The organism is Streptomyces sp. NBC_00466 (assembly GCF_041433995.1).
Taxonomy (GTDB): domain Bacteria; phylum Actinomycetota; class Actinomycetes; order Streptomycetales; family Streptomycetaceae; genus Streptomyces.
In genome coordinates this window covers 3,694,524-3,711,111 of sequence record NZ_CP107896.1, presented here as the reverse complement: position 1 = coordinate 3,711,111, position 16,588 = coordinate 3,694,524, and the positions used below count along the sequence as shown (strand labels likewise).

Sequence of the window (16,588 nt, the reverse complement as noted above, 5' to 3'; positions counted from 1 at the left end):
GCCCCCGGAGGCCCACATGACCCGCCCCAACTTCGTCGTCTTCATGCCCGACCAGCTGCGCGCCGACGCACTCGGCGCCTTCGGCAACCCCCAGGCGAGCACCCCCCACCTCGACGCCCTCGCCGCCCGGGGAACCCGCTTCAGCCAGGCGTATGTCCAGCACCCGGTCTGCTCCCCGAGCAGGGCCTCGATCCTCACCGGCTGGTACCCGCACACCGCCGGGCACCGCACCCTCACCCACCTGCTCAAGCCGGACGAGCCCAACCTGCTGCGGATCCTCAAGGAGGCGGGCTACCAGGTCGTCTGGGCCGGGATGCGCGGCGACACCTTCGCCCCGGGCGCCACCGAGCAGAGCGTCGACGCGTACGGCTTCTCCACCCTGCCGACCGTGGCCTACGGAGGGGACTACCCGGACGGCGTGTGGTCCCGGCTCTTCTACCGCGGACCCGTCCCCGACGACGGGCGGACCGACCCCGACGAGGCCGCCGTCCGCACCGCCGAGGACTGGCTGGCGAACCCTCCGGCCGAGCCCTGGGTGCTCTTCCTGCCGATGGTCGCCCCGCACTGCCCCTTCCAGGCCGAGGAACCCTGGTACTCCCTCCACGACCGCGACGCCGTCCCCGCACCCGTGGCGCCGGGCGCCCCCGGGGGCGAGCCCGGCTTCATGGCGGCGATCCGCGAGCGGTACGAACTCGGCGAGGTCACCGAGGAGCAGTGGCGGGAGGTCGCCGCCACCTACTACGGCATGGTCTCCCGGCTCGACGACCAGCTCGGCCGTGTGATGTCCGCCGTGGAGCGCACCGGGGCGGCCGACAACACGGTGACGCTGTTCTTCGCCGACCACGGCGAGTACCTCGGCGACTTCGGGCTGATCGAGAAGTGGCCGTCGGCCATGCACGACTGCGTCACCCGCGACCCCCTGGTCATCGCGGGCCCCGGCATCGGACAGGGCGGGCACTGCGAGGAGATGGTCGAGATGATCGACGTGCTGCCGACCGTCCTGGAACTGGCCGGCGTCGAGGCACCGCACCGCCACTTCGGCCGCAGCCTGGTCCCGCAGCTGACGGACCCGGCCACGCCGCACCGCGCATTCGCCTTCACCGAAGGCGGGTTCACGGTCGAGGAGGAGGGGCAGATGGAGCGCGCCGCCTTCCCCTACGACCGCAAGAGCGGGCTCCAGCACGACGCCCCCGACCTCGTCGGCAAGGCGTTCGCCGTCCGCGACCGCGACTGGACCTATGTGTGGCGCCTGTACGAGCAGCCCGAACTGTACGCACGCGGCGAGGACCCGCACGAGCGGACCAACCTCGCCGGAACGCCCGAACACGCCCCCGTACAGCAGCGGATGCAGGACGCCCTGCTGCGCTGGCTCGCCACCACCAGCGACGTCATCCCCTTCAAGACCGATCCGCGGCTGCCCCAGGTGGACCTCCCGGCACCGACCCCGGCCCGTACCGCCTGAACCGGCCGCCCTCCCCGTCTTCCCGCACACCGCCCCGACCCGCCCACAGGAAGCGCATCACCATGACATCCTCCGCCGAACGGCCCGGCACGGACCACGGCAGCGATACCGGCCATGACCACGACCACGACCGGGTGATCGACGAGGCACTGACCCGGCTCGGCCTGGACGCCAAGACCCGGCTGCTGGCGGGCCAGGACCTGTGGACCCTCCCGGCACTGCCGGAGATCGGCCTCGGCTCCCTGGTCATGTCGGACGGGCCCGTCGGCGTCCGCGGCACCGCGTGGGCCCCGGGCGACGCCTCGCTGACCCTGCCCAGCCCCACCGCGCTGGCCGCCACCTGGGACCCGGATCTCGCACACCGCACCGGGCGGGTCCTCGCCCAGGAGGCCCACCGCAAGGGGGTCCACCTGCTCCTGGGCCCCACGATCAACCTGCACCGGTCCCCGCTCGGCGGACGGCACTTCGAGACGTACTCCGAGGACCCGCTGCTCACCGCCCGGATCGGAGCCGGCTATGTCACCGGCCTCCAGGAGAGCGGCATCGGCGCCACCCCCAAGCACTTCGTCGCCAACGACGCCGAGACCGAGCGGTTCACCGTCGACAACCTGATCTGTGAACGCGCCCTGCGTGAGCTGTACTTGGCGCCCTTCGAGGAGATCGTCGCCGCCGCCCGCCCCTGGGCCCTGATGTCCGCGTACAACTCGGTCAACGGCAGCTCCATGACCGAGCACCGCCGGCTGCAAGTCGGTGTGCTGCGCGAGGAGTGGGGGTTCGACGGGGCCGTCGTCTCGGACTGGCTGGCCGCACGCCACACCGAGCGCGCCATCGAGGGCGGCCTCGACATCGCGATGCCGGGACCGCAGACGGTCTTCGGGGCCGCGCTGGCGAAGGCGGTACGCGAGGGCCGCGTCGCGGAGGAGACCGTCGACACCGCCGTCCGCCACGTCCTGCGGCTCGCCGCCCGGGCCGGGCTGCTCGAAGGCGCCGCGCCCGCCGTGCCCGCGCAGCTGCGGCCGGAGCCGCTCGACGGCCGGGCCGTGGCCAGGGAGATCGCCGCCCGCTCCTTCGTCCTGCTCCGCAACGAGCAGAACCTGCTGCCGCTCGCCCCTCGCCCCGGCGGCACCCTCGCACTGATCGGCCACCCCGCGCGTGAGGCCCGCGCCCTGGGCGGCGGCTCCGCCACCGTCTTCCCCGCCCACGTCGTCTCCCCGCTCGACGGGCTGCGCGACGCCCTCCCCGACGGCACCACCCTCACCTACGCCGCCGGTGCCGACATCCGCGACGGACTGGGCCGGCCGGACGAGGGCTTCGAGCTCCGGGCCGTGCTGCGGGACTCCGCCGGAACCGTGCTGGGCGAGGAGCCGGTGGTCCTCGGCCGCGCCCGGTGGCAGGCCGGCTCCCTGCCCGGCGGCGCCGACTTCGACGCCGTCGACTCGGTGGAGCTCACCGGCACCTTCACGCCCCCCAGCGGCGGAACACACCGCTTCGGCACCTCCGGCCTGGGCGCCTTCCGCCTGACCGTCGGCGGCACCGTCCTCTTCGACGGCGTCCACGAACCGGACAGCCGCGACCCCATGGAAGCACTCACCGGCCGACCGGTGCCGCGCGGAGCCGTCGAACTGAGCGCGGGGGAGCCGGTCCGGGTCAGCCTGGTGGCCGGGGACCCGAAGATGCAGTACGGAGACCTGCGCGGTGTCGTCTTCTCCCTGGCCCACAACGCGGCGGGCCACGAGGACGACCGGCTCATCGAGGAGGCCGTCCTCACCGCGTCCGCGGCGGACACCGCGATCGTCGTCGTCGCCACCACCGAGGCCGTCGAGAGCGAGGGCTTCGACCGCACCAGCCTGCGCCTGCCCGGCCGCCAGGACGAGCTCGTCGCCCGCGTCGCCGCCGCCAACCCCCGTACCGTCGTGGTCGTCAACGCCGGTTCCCCGGTGGAGATGCCGTGGCGCGAGGACGTCGCCGCCGTGCTGCTCACCTGGTTCCCCGGCCAGGAGGGCGGCGCCGCGCTCGCCGACGTCCTGCTCGGCCGCACCGAACCCGGCGGACGCCTGCCCACCACCTGGCCGGCCCGCCTCCAGGACGCCCCCGTCACCCGGGTCACCCCCGAGGACGGCGTGCTGCCCTACGACGAGGACGTGTTCATCGGCTACCGCGCCTGGCAGCGCCAACGCGCCCTGCCCGCGTACCCGTTCGGCCACGGCCTCGGCTACACCGAGTGGACCTACGACAGCATCGGGACCGACGGCGGAACGGTCCACGTCCAGCTCACCAACACCGGCGACCGGCAGGGCCGCGAGACCGTCCAGCTCTACGCGTCACCCGCCGAGCCCGACCCGCGCCGTCCGGCCCGCTGGCTCGTCGGTTTCACCCCGGTCACCGCCGCCCCCGGCGAGACCGTACGGGCGGAGATCACCCTCGCCCGCCGCGCCTTCCAGATCTGGGACACGGCGGCCTCCCGGTGGACCACCGTCCCCGGCCGCTACCACCTCCACGCCGCGCGCAACGCGACCGCGTCCCGCGGCCCGGCCACCACGGTCGAGATCACCGGCTGACACCAGCCGCACCGAACCACTGCGGGGCCGGCACCTGACAGCCGGTCCCGCAGTGCACCGCCGCGCCGACGCCGATCGCGAAGCGGCCGGCGTGGCTGTCGGTACGGCCGGGCAGGTCGGTACGGCGCCCCTCCACCGCGGCTCGACCTTCCCTGCAGCTACGGCCTCCACGCTACGAACGGCGAAAGACTGGCGACATCTGCTGTGGAGGTTGGCTACGTGAAGGCACTCGTGCTGTCGGGCGGGGCTGGGACCCGTCTTCGACCGATCACCCACACTTCGGCGAAACAGTTGGTGCCGGTGGCCAACAAGCCCGTTCTCTTCTACGGTCTCGAAGCGATCGCCGATGCCGGCATCACCGAGGTCGGCGTCGTCGTCGGGGACACCGCCGACGAGATCCGCGAGGCCGTCGGGGACGGTTCCGCCTTCGGCCTGAAGGTCACCTACATCCGCCAGGACGCGCCGCTGGGGCTGGCGCACGCGGTGCGCATCGCCCGCGACTTCCTGGGCGACGACGACTTCGTGCTGTACCTCGGCGACAACTTCATCGTCGGCGGCGTCACGGAGCTGGTGGACACCTTCCGCGCCGAACGGCCCCACGCGCACATCCTGCTGACCCCCGTGCTCGACCCGTCGGCCTTCGGAGTGGCCGAACTGGACGCCGAGGGACGGGTGTCCGCGCTGGTGGAGAAGCCCGAGCACCCCAAGAGCGATCTCGCCCTGGTGGGCGTCTACCTGTTCACACCGGCCATCCACGAGGCCGTACGGGCCATCAAGCCGTCATGGCGCGGCGAACTGGAGATCACCCACGCGATCCAGTGGCTGATCGACGAGGGCCGGGACGTGCGGTCGACCACGATCTCGGGCTACTGGAAGGACACCGGCAACGTCACGGACATGCTGGAGGTCAACCGCTCGGTGCTGGAGACCATCGTCCCCGACGTGCTGGGCACGGTCGACGCCACCAGCGAGATCATCGGCCGGGTCCGGATCGAGAAGGGCGCCCGGATCACCAGCAGCCGTATCGTCGGGCCCGCGATCATCGGATCCGACGCCGTGATCACCGACTCGTACGTCGGGCCCTTCACGTCCATATCCGAGGGCTGCCACATCGCGGACAGCGAGATCGAGTACACGATCATCCTGCAGAACTCCGCGCTGACCGGTGTGCGCCGCGTCGAGGCCTCGCTCATCGGCCGCGATGTGCAGGTGACCCCGGCCCCCCGCAACCCGTCCGCCCACCGGTTCGTGCTCGGTGATCACAGCAAGGTGCAGATCTCGTCATGACGAAGCGTGTACTGGTCACCGGCGGTGCCGGCTTCATCGGTTCCCACTACGTCCGGACACTGCTGGGCCCCCAGGGGCCCGGCGATGTCTCCGTGACGGTACTCGACAAGCTCACCTACGCGGGCAATCCGGCCAATCTCGATGTGGTGCGCTCGCATCCCGGCTTCACGTTCGTACAGGGCGACATCTGCGACGACGGCGTCGTCACGCCGCTGATGGCCGAGCACGACCAGGTGGTGCACTTCGCGGCGGAGTCGCACGTGGACCGGTCGATCGACGGGGGCGCCGAGTTCGTACGGACCAATGTCCTGGGCACCCACACCCTGGTGAACGCCGCCCACCGGGCCGGCATCGGGACGTTCGTGCACATCTCCACGGACGAGGTGTACGGGTCGATCGACGAGGGCTCCTGGCCGGAGACGGACCCGCTGCGGCCCAACTCCCCCTACGCGTCGGCGAAGGCGTCCAGCGACCTCATCGCGCTGTCCTACCACCGGACGCACGGCCTGGACGTGCGGGTGACCCGCTGCTCCAACAACTACGGCCCCCACCACTTCCCCGAGAAGGCCATCCCGCTCTTCGTCACACAGCTGCTGGACGGCAGGACGGTCCCGCTGTACGGCGACGGCAGCAACGTCCGGGACTGGCTGCACGTCGACGACCACGTCCAGGGCATCGAACTCGTACGGACCCGGGGACGCGCCGGCGAGATCTACAACATCGGCGGCGGCACCGAGCTGTCCAACAAGGAGCTCGTGGGGATGCTCCTCGACGCGTGCGGTGCCGACTGGGACTCCAGCGTCGTCCATGTCGAGGACCGCAAGGGGCATGACCGCCGCTACTCGGTCAACTGCGCCAAGATCAGCGAGGAGTTGGGCTACGCACCGCGCGTGGACTTCCACCAGGGCCTGCTGAGAACGGTCCAGTGGTACCGCGACAACCGCGCCTGGTGGGAGCCCCTCAAGGAGCGGGCGGCGCTCTGACCTCCTCCGCCTCCACCGTCCGGGCTCGCCCGCCGAGCCGGCCGGAGAGGACGTCACACCCATGAGAAAGGACCTCCGATGGAGGCTCTCGTACTGTCCGGCGGCGCCGGGTGAACATCGTCGTGCTGGGCGCCCGCGGCTTCCTGGGCAAGCACATCTGCCGGGCCCTGACGGACGCGGGCGAGCGGGTCGTCCCCGTCCCCGCCGGATTCGACCTGGTGACAGCCGAACCGGAACGGACAGCGGCGCTCGTCGCCGACGCCGGGGCCGACGCGGTCGTCAATGCCGCAGGCCGGGCCTGGAAGGCCGACGAGCGTCAGATGCACACCGGCAACGTCGAACTCCCCGTCCGCGTGATACGCGCACTGGCCCTGCTGGAACGGCGCCCTCGCCTCGTCCAGCTGGGCAGCAGCCATGAGTACGGCCCCGGGACCAGCGGCGCGGGCACCCACGAGAACACCGAACCCGCGCCGGTCACCCCGTACGGCCGTACGAAACTCCTCGGCGCGCGGGCCGTGCTCGACGCGGCTCTCACAGGCGGGCAGCCCGGGGTGGTGCTGCGGATCGCGAACGTCTGCGGTCCCGGCACACACCCCGGCAGCCTGCTGGGCTCGGTGGCGGACCGGCTGGTGCGGCTCGCCGCCGACCGGGGCCGTACCGGTGTCCCCGCCGAGCTGCGGCTGCCGCCGCTGCGCGCCTGGCGCGACTTCGTGGACGTACGCGATGTCGCCGACGCCGTCCTGCGCACCGTCCGGGCGGACGACACCGATGTGCTGGGCCAGGTGATCAACATCGGCAGCGGTACGGCCGTCCACACCCGTGACCTGGTCAACCGGCTGATCGCGGTCGGCGGACCGACCGTCCGGGTCGTCGAGGAGAGCCCGGCCGGCGGGCCGTCCCGCGTCGACACGGAATGGCAGCAACTGGACATCTCGCGCGCCGCCGAGGTGCTCGGCTGGGAGCCGCGCCACTCACTCGAACAATCGCTGCGGGATCTGCTCGCGGCCGCATGACCACCCATCAGTACTGCAGGAAGGAACCGGGGATGAGCGACCACAGGGCGCTGGTGCTGGACGAGGTCCGCAAGTACCACCAGGAACAGCAGGAAGGCGGCGGGGGCTTCGTGCCCGGCGTCACCGAGATCTGGCCGTCCGGTGCGGTGCTGGACGAGGAGGACCGGGCGGCGCTCGTCGAGGCCGCTCTGGACATGCGGATCGCAGCCGGCCGCAGCTCACGCAAGTTCGAGTCGGCCTTCGCGCGCAGGCTCAAGCGTCGCAAGGCCCATCTGACCAACTCGGGGTCGTCGGCCAACCTGCTCGCGGTCTCCGCGCTGACCTCCCATCTCCTGGAGGACCGGCGGCTCCGGCCGGGCGACGAGGTCATCACCGTGGCCGCGGGTTTCCCGACCACGGTGAACCCGATCCTGCAGAACGGGCTGGTCCCGGTCTTCGTCGACGTAGAGCTCGGCACGTACAACACCACCGCCGAGCGGGTGGCGCTGGCGATCGGCCCCAAGACCCGGGCGATCATCGTCGCCCACGCACTCGGCAACCCCTTCGAGGTGGCCGAGATCGCCGAACTCGCCGCCCAGCACGAACTGTTCCTCATCGAGGACAACTGCGACGCGGTCGGCTCCCTCTACGACGGAAAGCTCACCGGGACCTTCGGCGACTTCTCGACGGTCAGCTTCTACCCGGCCCACCATCTGACGATGGGCGAAGGCGGCTGCGTCCTCACCTCGAACCTGGCGCTGGCCCGGATCGTGGAGTCGCTGCGCGACTGGGGCCGGGACTGCTGGTGCGAGCCTGGCGAGAACGACAAGTGCCTCAAGCGCTTCCAGTACCAGATGGGAACGCTGCCGATGGGCTACGACCACAAGTACATCTTCTCGCACGTCGGATACAACCTGAAGGCCACGGATCTCCAGGCCGCCCTGGGCCTGACCCAGCTCGCCAAACTGGACGGTTTCATCGCCGCCCGCAAGCACAACTGGAAGCGGCTGCGCGACGGACTGCAGGACGTACCGCACCTGCTGCTGCCCGAGGCGACGCCCCGCAGCGACCCGAGCTGGTTCGGCTTCGTACTGACCGTCGCCCCCGACGCCCCCTTCACCCGGGCGGCGCTGGTCGACTTCCTGGAGAGCCGCAAGATCGGCACCCGGCGGCTGTTCGCCGGCAACCTCACCCGCCACCCGGCCTACATCAACAAGCCGTTCCGGGTCGTCGGGGACCTCACCAACAGCGACATCATCACCGAGCAGACCTTCTGGATCGGCGTCTATCCCGCCCTCACCGACGAGATGCTCGACTACGTCATCGCCTCGGTGAAGGAGTTCGTGACAGCGCAGGGCTGATCACCTCGGCGGGGCCCCCGGCCCTGCCGGGACCCCGCAAGGACAGCGGTCCGGCCAACTGGCCGGGCCGCTTTGTGTGGTCCGGGACGGGGGCGGTTCACGGCCCGGGGGTCCGGGACGGTGTACGGCCCGGCGGCCCGGGGCCCTGAACTGCCCGGCGGCCCGGGGCCCTGAACCATCCCGGGGCCCAGGGCCTTGAACCATCCCGCCCGGGGGTACAACGCCGAACGACGCGCCGAGGACGTTGTGCGTCCTCAACGCGTCGTTCGGGAGTCCTCCGTCAGTCGGCCTGAGGATGCCAGGCGACCGGGAGGCGGCGCGGGCCGCGGATCAACGCGGTGTCCTCGCGCCACGGCACCTCGGCTTCAGGTACAGCCAGGTGCAGTTCAGGGAACTCGCGCAGCAGCGTCGCGAGTGCGACCCGGACCTCGGTCCGGGCGAGTTGGGCTCCGAGGCAGAAGTGCGGTCCGAAGCCGAAGGCCAGGTGCGGATTGTGGGTCCGGTCGAGGTCGAGGACGTCCGGATCGGTGAACACCTCACCGTCGAAGTTGGCCGAGACCATCGCGGGAAAGACCGCTTCCCCCTTGCATACGGTCACGTCCCCCAACACCACGTCCTCAGTGGCGATCCGCGGCAGGGACTCGCTGCCACCCAGCGGAACGAACCGCAGCAGCTCCTCGACCGCGGCGTCGAACCGGTCGGGCCGCGCCGCCAGTTCCGCCCACAGCCCCCCGACGAGCAGGGTGTGGACGAAGTTGGCGATCGCGTTGGCCGTGGTCTCGTGCCCCGCGGCCAGGATGGTCATACCGAGGGTGACCAGCTCCTCCTCGGTCAGCCGTCCCTCGTCCTCGTCACGCGCCGCGATGAGCTCGGACAGCAGGTCGTCCTGCGGCTCGGCGCGATGGCGGGCCACATGTTCGGCGAGGTAGGACATCAGTCCGGTGGCGGCGTCCTGGACGTCCTCGGCCGCGACGCCGGTGCCGCTGAACATCAGCTCGGAGAACCGCTGGAAGTAGTGGCGGTCCTCGGCCGGCACGCCCAGCATCTCGCAGATCACGGTGATCGGGAGCGGCATCGTGAACGACTCGACCAGATCCACCGGGGAACCGGCCGCCCGCATACCCGCGACGAGTTCGCCGACGAGCCCCTCGATGCGGGGCCTCCACAGCTCGACGTTCCGGCGCGAGAACGCTCCCGAGACCAGCTTGCGTATCCGGGCGTGCTCCGGCGGGTCCAACGACAGGATGTCACCGCCCGGATTCAGCCAGTCCTTCGTCCGGGGAACGTCCGCGTTCACGGTCGCGGCCCGGGAGAACCGGGAGTCGCCGAGCACCGTCTTGACGTCGGCCTGCCGGGTCACCAGCCAGCCTTCACCGCCGTACGGCAGTTCCACCCGCTGCACCGGGCACTTCGCCCGCAGATCGGCGAACTCCGTCGGGACGTCCAGCCGGTGGCTGTCGGGGAAAGGGAACTTCATCACCTGGTCCGGATCGGTCACAGGAGCTCCTCGGTCTCTGGGGGACGGTCAGGCCGGTACGGGGTCGGAGGCCGGCTTCCGGCGTGGCGAGCCGAACCGGCGCATGAGCGGTCGTTCCACCGCGAGGAACATCCCGACGCCGATGAGCTGGACGACCACGAAGAGCACCACCACGATGAGGAGCCCGGTCCCCGTGTCGAACTGCTTGAACTGCTTCCCTTCGCCGACCATGTGCCGGGTCAGTGCGAGCAGCGGGAAGTGCACCAGATAGGCGGCGTACGAGGAGTTTCCGAGCAGCACCATGAACTTGTTGTCCAGCCAGCTCGGCCGGCCCTCCAGATCGCGCACGGCGATGGCGGGGACGAACAGGCACAGACCGATGGTGAGCAGGCCGCTGACGCGGAACGTCTCGGGCAGCTGGAACACCAGCCAGCACAGGCCGGCCGTGATGACGACGGGCCACCAGATGCTCATCCGCGGCCACTTGCCGGTCTGCACGATGCGCGCGAGGAAGACCCCGAGCAGGAACTCGGGCATCCGGGAGAGCGGGAAGAAGTCGGTGTAGTACACCTGGTTCCAGGACATGTTCTGGCCGGGCGCGTGCGGCCCGCCGAGGAAGAAGTGGGTGAGGGTGGGGATCGCGACGATCACCACCGCGCACACGGCGAACCAGTGCCACAGCCGTCTGTCGGCGATGCGCAGGATCGGGCGGATCAACAGCGGCAGCGCCAGGTAGAACAGGATCTCGACGGAGACCGACCAGTTCACGCCGTAGACGCTGAAGACGTACGGCATCCGGGGAACCCAGTCCTGCAGCAGGAACAGGTTGGCCGCCGCCGGGCCGGCCTGGGTCTGCTGCCAGGAGCCGATCATCGATATCGGGCCCACGGCGAACAGCAGCAGCAGGGTGGCGGCCCAGACGATCATATGCCCGGGGTAGATCTTCACCACGCGCCGCCGCCAGAACCGGCCCACCGTACTGCGCCAGGGCTCACCCCAGGTCAGCACGAATCCGCTGAGCACGAAGAAGGTCGCCAGGGCGCCCGTGCCGTAGGGAAGCTGGGTGCCTGCCTTGTTGATCGACTGGTTGGTGAAGAAGTAGCCGGCGCCGAGAGCATGGGTGATGAACACGGCGATGAACAGGATCGCGCGGTAGCCGGTCAGAGAGGGCAGCTGGCGGATCGGTGGAGACGCACTGGTCATGTTCCAGCTCCTGGAATGGGTTGAGGGAGTCGGTACCCGACGCCGGATCGGCCCGAAAGCTATGGGCGGCCGCTAGGGGCTGACTCGAAATCTGGCTCAACTCCGGTCCACCGGCGGGCCGGACGCCCCCGGCGCGGACACGTTGCCCGCTCCGCGGGGTGGTGTTACGGTTTCTCCGAGCCCCGTATGGGCCTACGCATGGAGGTAGCGGCTACTCAGCCATTACAGAGATCGGCACAGTCCGTCTCTCGCAGCTCGTCAATCCCTTTCCTGGGATTGCTGCGCCCTTCTTCACTGCGTAGGCGTGCGGGGTATTTCTGTGTCGATTTCCGGTGGCGTGGCCCTCCTTCTGCGGTCAATCGACTCGGAAAGGCAGTGCATGAGCAAGGATCAGGCCGAGACCTGGGAAGCGCAGGCCGAGACCTGGGCGGGCTTCGACGTGAATGACTTCCAGCGTCAGGTCATCGCCGAGTTTCGGGCGAACAACGGCAGGATGAGCGGCATGTTCGAGGGCTGGACATTGACCGTGCTGACGACCGTCGGAGCCAAGAGCGGCCTGCGCCGGGAGAGCATCCTGGGGTATCTCGAATTCGATGGAAAAGGGATCGTCGTCGCCTCGTCGAACGGCGCCGACAAGCACCCCGCGTGGTACCACAACATCCGCAAGAACCCGATCGTGACGGTGGAGACGGGTACCGACACCTACCAGGCGATCGCCGCCATTCCGCCGGGCGCTGAGCGGGACAAGCTCTTCGACCGTGTGATCGCCGAGGCGCCGGGGTACGCCGACCACCAGGCCAAGACCACCCGCGAGATCCCGGTCGTCGTACTGAACCGGATCGGCCCCAAGCCCGGCGAGGAACGGGTCAAGGGCATGGGCGACTGGATCGTCGAGGTGCACGACTGGCTGCGGGGAGAGCTGAAGACGCTCCGCGCACAGGCCGACCAGTTGATCGAGGGCAGCGCGGACTCGATCGAGCGGACTCCGCCGGACCTCGCCCAGCAGATGCGCACCCACTGCCTGAGCTTCTGCGGGGCCCTGAAGAGGCACCACGGCGGCGAGGACGCGGCCATGTTCCCGATGCTGGCCCAGCAGTTCCCGGCGCTCGCTCCGGCGCTGGCGCAGCTCGGCGAGGAGCACGCGGTGGTGGCGCGGCTGCAGGACGACATCCAGCAGCTCGTCGACAGCTTCGTACCCGGTGAGACCGACCCGGTGCGGCTCCGTGCCGACCTGGAGCTGCTGGCGAGCCGGCTCGAAACCCACTTCACGTACGAGGAGGAGACGATCGTGACAGCTCTCAACGCGACAGCTCCTGCTCCGGACTTCGGCTGACCCTCCCCCACCAGCACCCCCGGGCCGACTCGCTCCTCGGCCCGGGGGTGCTGCTGTGTGCGGGGGGGGCGGCCGGCGGCCTGCCGCAACCCGGAAATCCCGCTTTCAGCACCTCGATAGCAGGCGTTGAGTTGTCCTCGAGCGAGGGTCGCCAATATGAGCAAAGGAAGACGCTCGGCATCCTCCTCAGGGGCCGCACAAAGGCTCGCAGCTTGAGTTCTTCCCAGAATCAAGGAAGGAATCAATATATGTCCTGTCGCGTCGTGATTACGGGAATCGGGGTGCGAGCGCCAGGGGCATCCGGAACAAAAGAGTTCTGGGACCTGTTGAGCTCTGGCCGCACCGCGACTCGTCGGATCAGCTTTTTCGATCCCTCGCCTTATCGTTCCCAAGTGGCCGGCGAATGTGACTTCGATGCCGAACTCGAAGGCCTGACCGCGCGGGAGATCCGGCGCATGGACAGGGTCGCGCAGTTCGCCGCGGTATGCACCGACGACGCCGTCGCGGACAGCGGCCTCACGCTGAGCGCACTCGACCCGCACCGGGTCGGAGTGAGCCTCGGCAGTGCGGTCGCGGCGTCCACCAGCCTGGACCGCGAGTACCAGATCCTGTCCGACGCGGGCAAGCAGTGGAACGTCGACTCCGGGTATCTGTCGCCGCACATGTTCGACTACCTCACCCCCGGTGTGGTGCCGGCCGAGGTGGCGTGGCGGGTCGGCGCCGAGGGGCCGGTGCTGATGGTCTCCAACGGCTGCACGTCCGGGCTCGACGCGGTCGGCAACGCGGTCCAGACGATTCGCGAGGGCGCGGCGGACGTCATGATCGCCGGAGCCTCGGACACCCCGGTGACCCCGATCGTCGTTGCCTGCTTCGACGCGATCAAGGCCACGACCACGTACAACGACGACCCCGAGCACGCCTCCCGGCCCTTCGACGCGACCCGCAACGGCTTTGTACTGGCCGAGGGCTGCGCCATGTTCGTACTGGAGAGCTACGAGCGGGCCACCGCCCGCGGAGCGCACATCTACGCCGAGGTCGGCGGCTATGCGACGCGGAGCAACGCGTACCACATGACCGGTCTGAAGAAGGACGGCCGCGAGATGTCCGAGGCCATCGGTGCCGCGCTGAACCAGGCGAGGACGAACCCCGACGGTCTCGACTACATCAACGCCCACGGTTCGGGCACCAAGCAGAACGACTGGCACGAGACCGCCGCGCTGAAGCGCAGTCTCGGCGAGCACGCGTACAGGACACCGGTCAGTTCGATCAAGTCGATGGTCGGACACTCGCTGGGCGCGATCGGCTCCATCGAGATCGCGGCGAGCCTGCTCGCGATGGAGAACAACGCCGTGCCCCCCACCGCGAACCTGCACCGGGCCGACCCGGAGTGCGACCTCGACTATGTGCCGGTGACCGCCCGCGAGCAGCGGGTGGACACCGTACTGAGCGTGGGCAGCGGGTTCGGCGGATTCCAGAGCGCGATCGTGCTGAAGCAGCCGGGAGGAGCGGAATGACCACGGCCGTAGTGACCGGCCTCGGCCTGGTGGCACCCAATGGGCTGGGCATCGAGGAATTCTGGAAGTCCACACTGGACGGCCGCAGCGGGATCTCGCAGATCACCCGCTTCGACACATCCGGTTACGGTGCCGGACTGGCCGGGCAGATCACGGACTTCGACGACGCCTGGAAGACCCCTGCCAGGCTGCTGCCGCAGACCGACATATCCACCCGTTTCGCACTCGCGGCCGCCGAGTGGGCGCTGTGCGACGCCGCCGTGGACCCGTCCACGCTGGTCGACTACGACATGGGCGTGGTGACGGCCAACGCCTTCGGCGGCTTCGAGTTCACCCACCGAGAGCTCAGCAAGCTGTGGTCCAAGGGCGGGCAGCATGTGAGCGTCTACGAGTCGTTCGCCTGGTTCTACGCAGTCAACACCGGGCAGATCTCCATCCGGCACGGGATGCGCGGGCCCAGCAAGGCCCTGGTGGCCGAGCAGGCGGGCGGTCTGGACGCGATCGGGCACGCCCGGCGCACTGTGCGGGAGGGCACCGGCCTGGTCGTCACCGGAGGTGTGGACTCGGCTCTCGACCCGTGGGGCTGGGCGTCCCAGCTGTCCGGCGGCCGGGTGAGCCCCGTCGGCTACCGGCCGTTCGACGTGGACGCGAGTGGATACGTACCGGGCGAAGGCGGCGCGTTCCTCGTCGTCGAGGACATCGACGCGGCCCGTCGGCGCGGAGTCGGCCGGATCTACGGAGAGATCGCCGGGTACGCGACCACCTTCGATCCGGCGCCCGGGTCCCCGCGCCCGCCGGGGCTGCGCCGGGCAGCCGAACTGGCCCTGGCCGACGCGGGACTCGCTCCCGGCGATGTCGACGTGGTCTTCGCCGACGCGGCCGGCGTACCCGAACTCGACCGGCAGGAGGCCGAGGCGATCGCCGCGGTCTTCGGCCCGTCCGGTGTGCCCGTGACCGCACCCAAGACGCTGACCGGCCGGCTCTACTCGGGTGGCGGCCCGCTGGACGTGGCCGCGGCGCTGCTGTCCGTCCGGGACGGCGTGATCCCCGCGACGGCAGGCGTCCGCGAGGTTCCCGCCGACCACCTGATCGACCTGGTGCGCGGCGAACCGCGCTACCGGACCGTGTCGAACGCCCTCGTTCTGGCCCGCGGCAAGTGGGGCTTCAACGCGGCGATCGTCGTACGTGCCTTCAACGGCTGAGACCCCCTACCTCTAAGGAAGCACCCATGAGCAACGACATCACCGTTGACGATCTCCGCCGCATCCTGGCCTCGTGCGCCGGGGCCACGGAGGGCGGGAGCCTGGACGGGGACATCCTCGACAAGTCCTTCGACAACCTGGGCTACGACTCGCTGGCCATGATGGAGACCGCCTCCGTGATCAGCCGGGAGTTCGGGATCGTGATCCCGGACGACGAGCTCTTCGACCTGGAGACTCCACGGGCCCTGCTCGACCTGGTCAACGGTCTCGTCCGCACGGCCGGCTGAGCGATGCGGAGGCACACCGAACACACACTGACCTCCTCGGCGCCCGCAGGAGTGCTGTACGAGCTGGCCGCCGACGTCAGCCGCTGGCCCGCCATCTTCGCGCCGACCGTGTACGCACACCACTTCGAGCGCGATGAGCGGTCCGAGCGGTTCCAGCTCTGGGCCGAGGTGGGCGGCGAGGTGAAGACCTGGGTGTCCCGGCGGGAACTGGACCCGGACCGGCTGCGCATCCGTTTCGACCAGGAGAAGAGCGCCGCGCCCATCGCGAGCATGGGCGGAGAGTGGATATTCAAGCCGTTGCCCGGAGGCGGTACCGAGATCGTGCTGCTGCACGACTTCACGGCCGTGGGCGACGACCCCGCAACGGTGGACTGGATCAATGCCGCGCTGGACCGCAACAGTCCGGTGGAGCTGGCCGCCCTCGCCCGGGTGGCCGAACTCGGCCACCCCGTCGAGGATGTGGTCTTCTCCTTCAGCGACACCGTGACCTCGGACGGTTCGGCCGCCGATGTCTACGACTTCGTGTACCGGTCGGACCTGTGGTCGCAGCGGCTGCCCCATGTGGGCCGGGTGGACCTCACGGAGGACGTGCCGGACATCCAGTACATGGAGATGGACACCGTCACCCAGGACGGCTCCGCGCACACCACCCGGTCGATCCGGGTGTGTGTGCCGGGCCGGCGGATCGTCTACAAGCAGCTGGTCCCGCCGGAGCTGCTGCTCGGCCACAGCGGGCGGTGGGAGTTCACCGACACCCCGGACGGCGTGGTCGTCACCGCTGAACACACGGTCGCCATCGACCCGGCCGCCGTCCCCGCGGTTGTCGGCAAGACGGCCACGCTCGCTGATGCCAAGGAGTACATCCGGGCAGCGCTCGGCAGAAACAGCCGCAGCACGCTGGCCCACGCCCGGGCCTTCACACGATGAGC

14 protein-coding genes are annotated in these 16,588 nt (G+C 70.0%); 11 read left to right on the top strand and 3 right to left on the bottom strand.

Annotated features, from left to right (window positions below; all coding sequences use genetic code 11):
- Positions 1–16: 16 nt before the first annotated feature.
- Together OG210_RS16555 and OG210_RS16550 are read left to right on the top strand one after the other, a co-directional pair.
- A complete protein-coding gene (locus OG210_RS16555) occupies positions 17–1,462 on the top strand; it encodes a sulfatase-like hydrolase/transferase (RefSeq protein WP_371537314.1) in 1,446 nt (481 codons plus the stop codon).
- A 62-nt stretch (positions 1,463–1,524) separates the two neighbouring features.
- Positions 1,525–4,020: a glycoside hydrolase family 3 C-terminal domain-containing protein gene (locus OG210_RS16550; protein WP_371537311.1), complete on the top strand. Its 2,496-nt coding sequence runs from the start codon at positions 1,525–1,527 to the stop codon at positions 4,018–4,020.
- Here OG210_RS16550 and OG210_RS16545 read toward each other — a convergent pair.
- Positions 4,010–4,156, bottom strand: coding sequence for a hypothetical protein (locus OG210_RS16545; RefSeq protein ID WP_328328275.1), 147 nt, complete (start codon positions 4,154–4,156; stop codon positions 4,010–4,012). The two genes, OG210_RS16550 and OG210_RS16545, sit on opposite strands and share 11 nt — an antisense overlap.
- A gap of 83 nt (positions 4,157–4,239) precedes the next feature.
- Here OG210_RS16545 and OG210_RS16540 point away from each other — a divergent pair, with 83 nt between their 5' ends.
- The 4 genes from OG210_RS16540 to rfbH all read left to right on the top strand — a co-directional run bounded on the left by OG210_RS16540 (position 4,240) and on the right by rfbH (position 8,643).
- Positions 4,240–5,307: a glucose-1-phosphate thymidylyltransferase gene (locus tag OG210_RS16540; protein WP_328328277.1), complete on the top strand. Its 1,068-nt coding sequence runs from the start codon at positions 4,240–4,242 to the stop codon at positions 5,305–5,307.
- Positions 5,304–6,290, top strand: a complete 987-nt coding sequence (gene rfbB, locus OG210_RS16535; protein WP_371537308.1) for a dTDP-glucose 4,6-dehydratase — start codon at positions 5,304–5,306, stop codon at positions 6,288–6,290. Before OG210_RS16540 ends, rfbB begins: the two co-directional genes overlap by 4 nt.
- 110 nt (positions 6,291–6,400) lie before the next feature.
- Positions 6,401–7,303 (top strand): NAD(P)-dependent oxidoreductase, encoded by a 903-nt coding sequence (locus OG210_RS16530; RefSeq protein ID WP_328328281.1) that lies wholly within the window; start codon positions 6,401–6,403, stop codon positions 7,301–7,303.
- Positions 7,304–7,335: 32 nt separating this feature from the next.
- Positions 7,336–8,643 carry a lipopolysaccharide biosynthesis protein RfbH gene (rfbH, locus tag OG210_RS16525; RefSeq protein WP_328328283.1) on the top strand — a complete coding sequence of 436 codons (1,308 nt, stop codon included), beginning with the start codon at positions 7,336–7,338 and terminating at the stop codon, positions 8,641–8,643.
- 280 nt (positions 8,644–8,923) lie between these two features.
- Here the strand turns inward: rfbH and OG210_RS16520 are convergent, their stop codons facing one another.
- Positions 8,924–10,141 (bottom strand): cytochrome P450, encoded by a 1,218-nt coding sequence (locus tag OG210_RS16520; protein ID WP_371537304.1) that lies wholly within the window; start codon positions 10,139–10,141, stop codon positions 8,924–8,926.
- A gap of 27 nt (positions 10,142–10,168) precedes the next feature.
- Positions 10,169–11,323 (bottom strand): acyltransferase, encoded by a 1,155-nt coding sequence (locus tag OG210_RS16515; protein ID WP_328328287.1) that lies wholly within the window; start codon positions 11,321–11,323, stop codon positions 10,169–10,171.
- 379 nt (positions 11,324–11,702) lie between these two features.
- Here OG210_RS16515 and OG210_RS16510 point away from each other — a divergent pair, with 379 nt between their 5' ends.
- The 5 genes from OG210_RS16510 (at position 11,703) to OG210_RS16490 (ending at position 16,586) form a co-directional block, all read left to right on the top strand.
- Positions 11,703–12,656 (top strand): nitroreductase/quinone reductase family protein, encoded by a 954-nt coding sequence (locus tag OG210_RS16510; RefSeq protein WP_328328289.1) that lies wholly within the window; start codon positions 11,703–11,705, stop codon positions 12,654–12,656.
- 248 nt (positions 12,657–12,904) lie between these two features.
- Positions 12,905–14,170 carry a beta-ketoacyl-[acyl-carrier-protein] synthase family protein gene (locus OG210_RS16505; RefSeq protein WP_328328291.1) on the top strand — a complete coding sequence of 422 codons (1,266 nt, stop codon included), beginning with the start codon at positions 12,905–12,907 and terminating at the stop codon, positions 14,168–14,170.
- Positions 14,167–15,372 (top strand): ketosynthase chain-length factor, encoded by a 1,206-nt coding sequence (locus OG210_RS16500; RefSeq protein ID WP_328328293.1) that lies wholly within the window; start codon positions 14,167–14,169, stop codon positions 15,370–15,372. Before OG210_RS16505 ends, OG210_RS16500 begins: the two co-directional genes overlap by 4 nt.
- A 26-nt stretch (positions 15,373–15,398) precedes the next feature.
- Positions 15,399–15,659: an acyl carrier protein gene (locus OG210_RS16495; RefSeq protein WP_328328295.1), complete on the top strand. Its 261-nt coding sequence runs from the start codon at positions 15,399–15,401 to the stop codon at positions 15,657–15,659.
- 3 nt (positions 15,660–15,662) lie between these two features.
- Positions 15,663–16,586 carry an aromatase/cyclase gene (locus OG210_RS16490; RefSeq protein WP_328328297.1) on the top strand — a complete coding sequence of 308 codons (924 nt, stop codon included), beginning with the start codon at positions 15,663–15,665 and terminating at the stop codon, positions 16,584–16,586.
- The last annotated feature ends 2 nt before the right edge of the window (positions 16,587–16,588 follow it).

Coding starts and splice junctions, on each gene's coding strand:
- OG210_RS16555 (WP_371537314.1), top strand. CDS start 17: ATGACCCGCCCCAACTTCGTCGTCTTCATGCCCGACCAGCTGCGCGCC.
- OG210_RS16550 (WP_371537311.1), top strand. CDS start 1,525: ATGACATCCTCCGCCGAACGGCCCGGCACGGACCACGGCAGCGATACC.
- rfbB (WP_371537308.1), top strand. CDS start 5,304: ATGACGAAGCGTGTACTGGTCACCGGCGGTGCCGGCTTCATCGGTTCC.
- rfbH (WP_328328283.1), top strand. CDS start 7,336: ATGAGCGACCACAGGGCGCTGGTGCTGGACGAGGTCCGCAAGTACCAC.
- OG210_RS16515 (WP_328328287.1), bottom strand. CDS start 11,323: ATGACCAGTGCGTCTCCACCGATCCGCCAGCTGCCCTCTCTGACCGGC.
- OG210_RS16510 (WP_328328289.1), top strand. CDS start 11,703: ATGAGCAAGGATCAGGCCGAGACCTGGGAAGCGCAGGCCGAGACCTGG.
- OG210_RS16505 (WP_328328291.1), top strand. CDS start 12,905: ATGTCCTGTCGCGTCGTGATTACGGGAATCGGGGTGCGAGCGCCAGGG.
- OG210_RS16500 (WP_328328293.1), top strand. CDS start 14,167: ATGACCACGGCCGTAGTGACCGGCCTCGGCCTGGTGGCACCCAATGGG.
- OG210_RS16495 (WP_328328295.1), top strand. CDS start 15,399: ATGAGCAACGACATCACCGTTGACGATCTCCGCCGCATCCTGGCCTCG.
- OG210_RS16490 (WP_328328297.1), top strand. CDS start 15,663: ATGCGGAGGCACACCGAACACACACTGACCTCCTCGGCGCCCGCAGGA.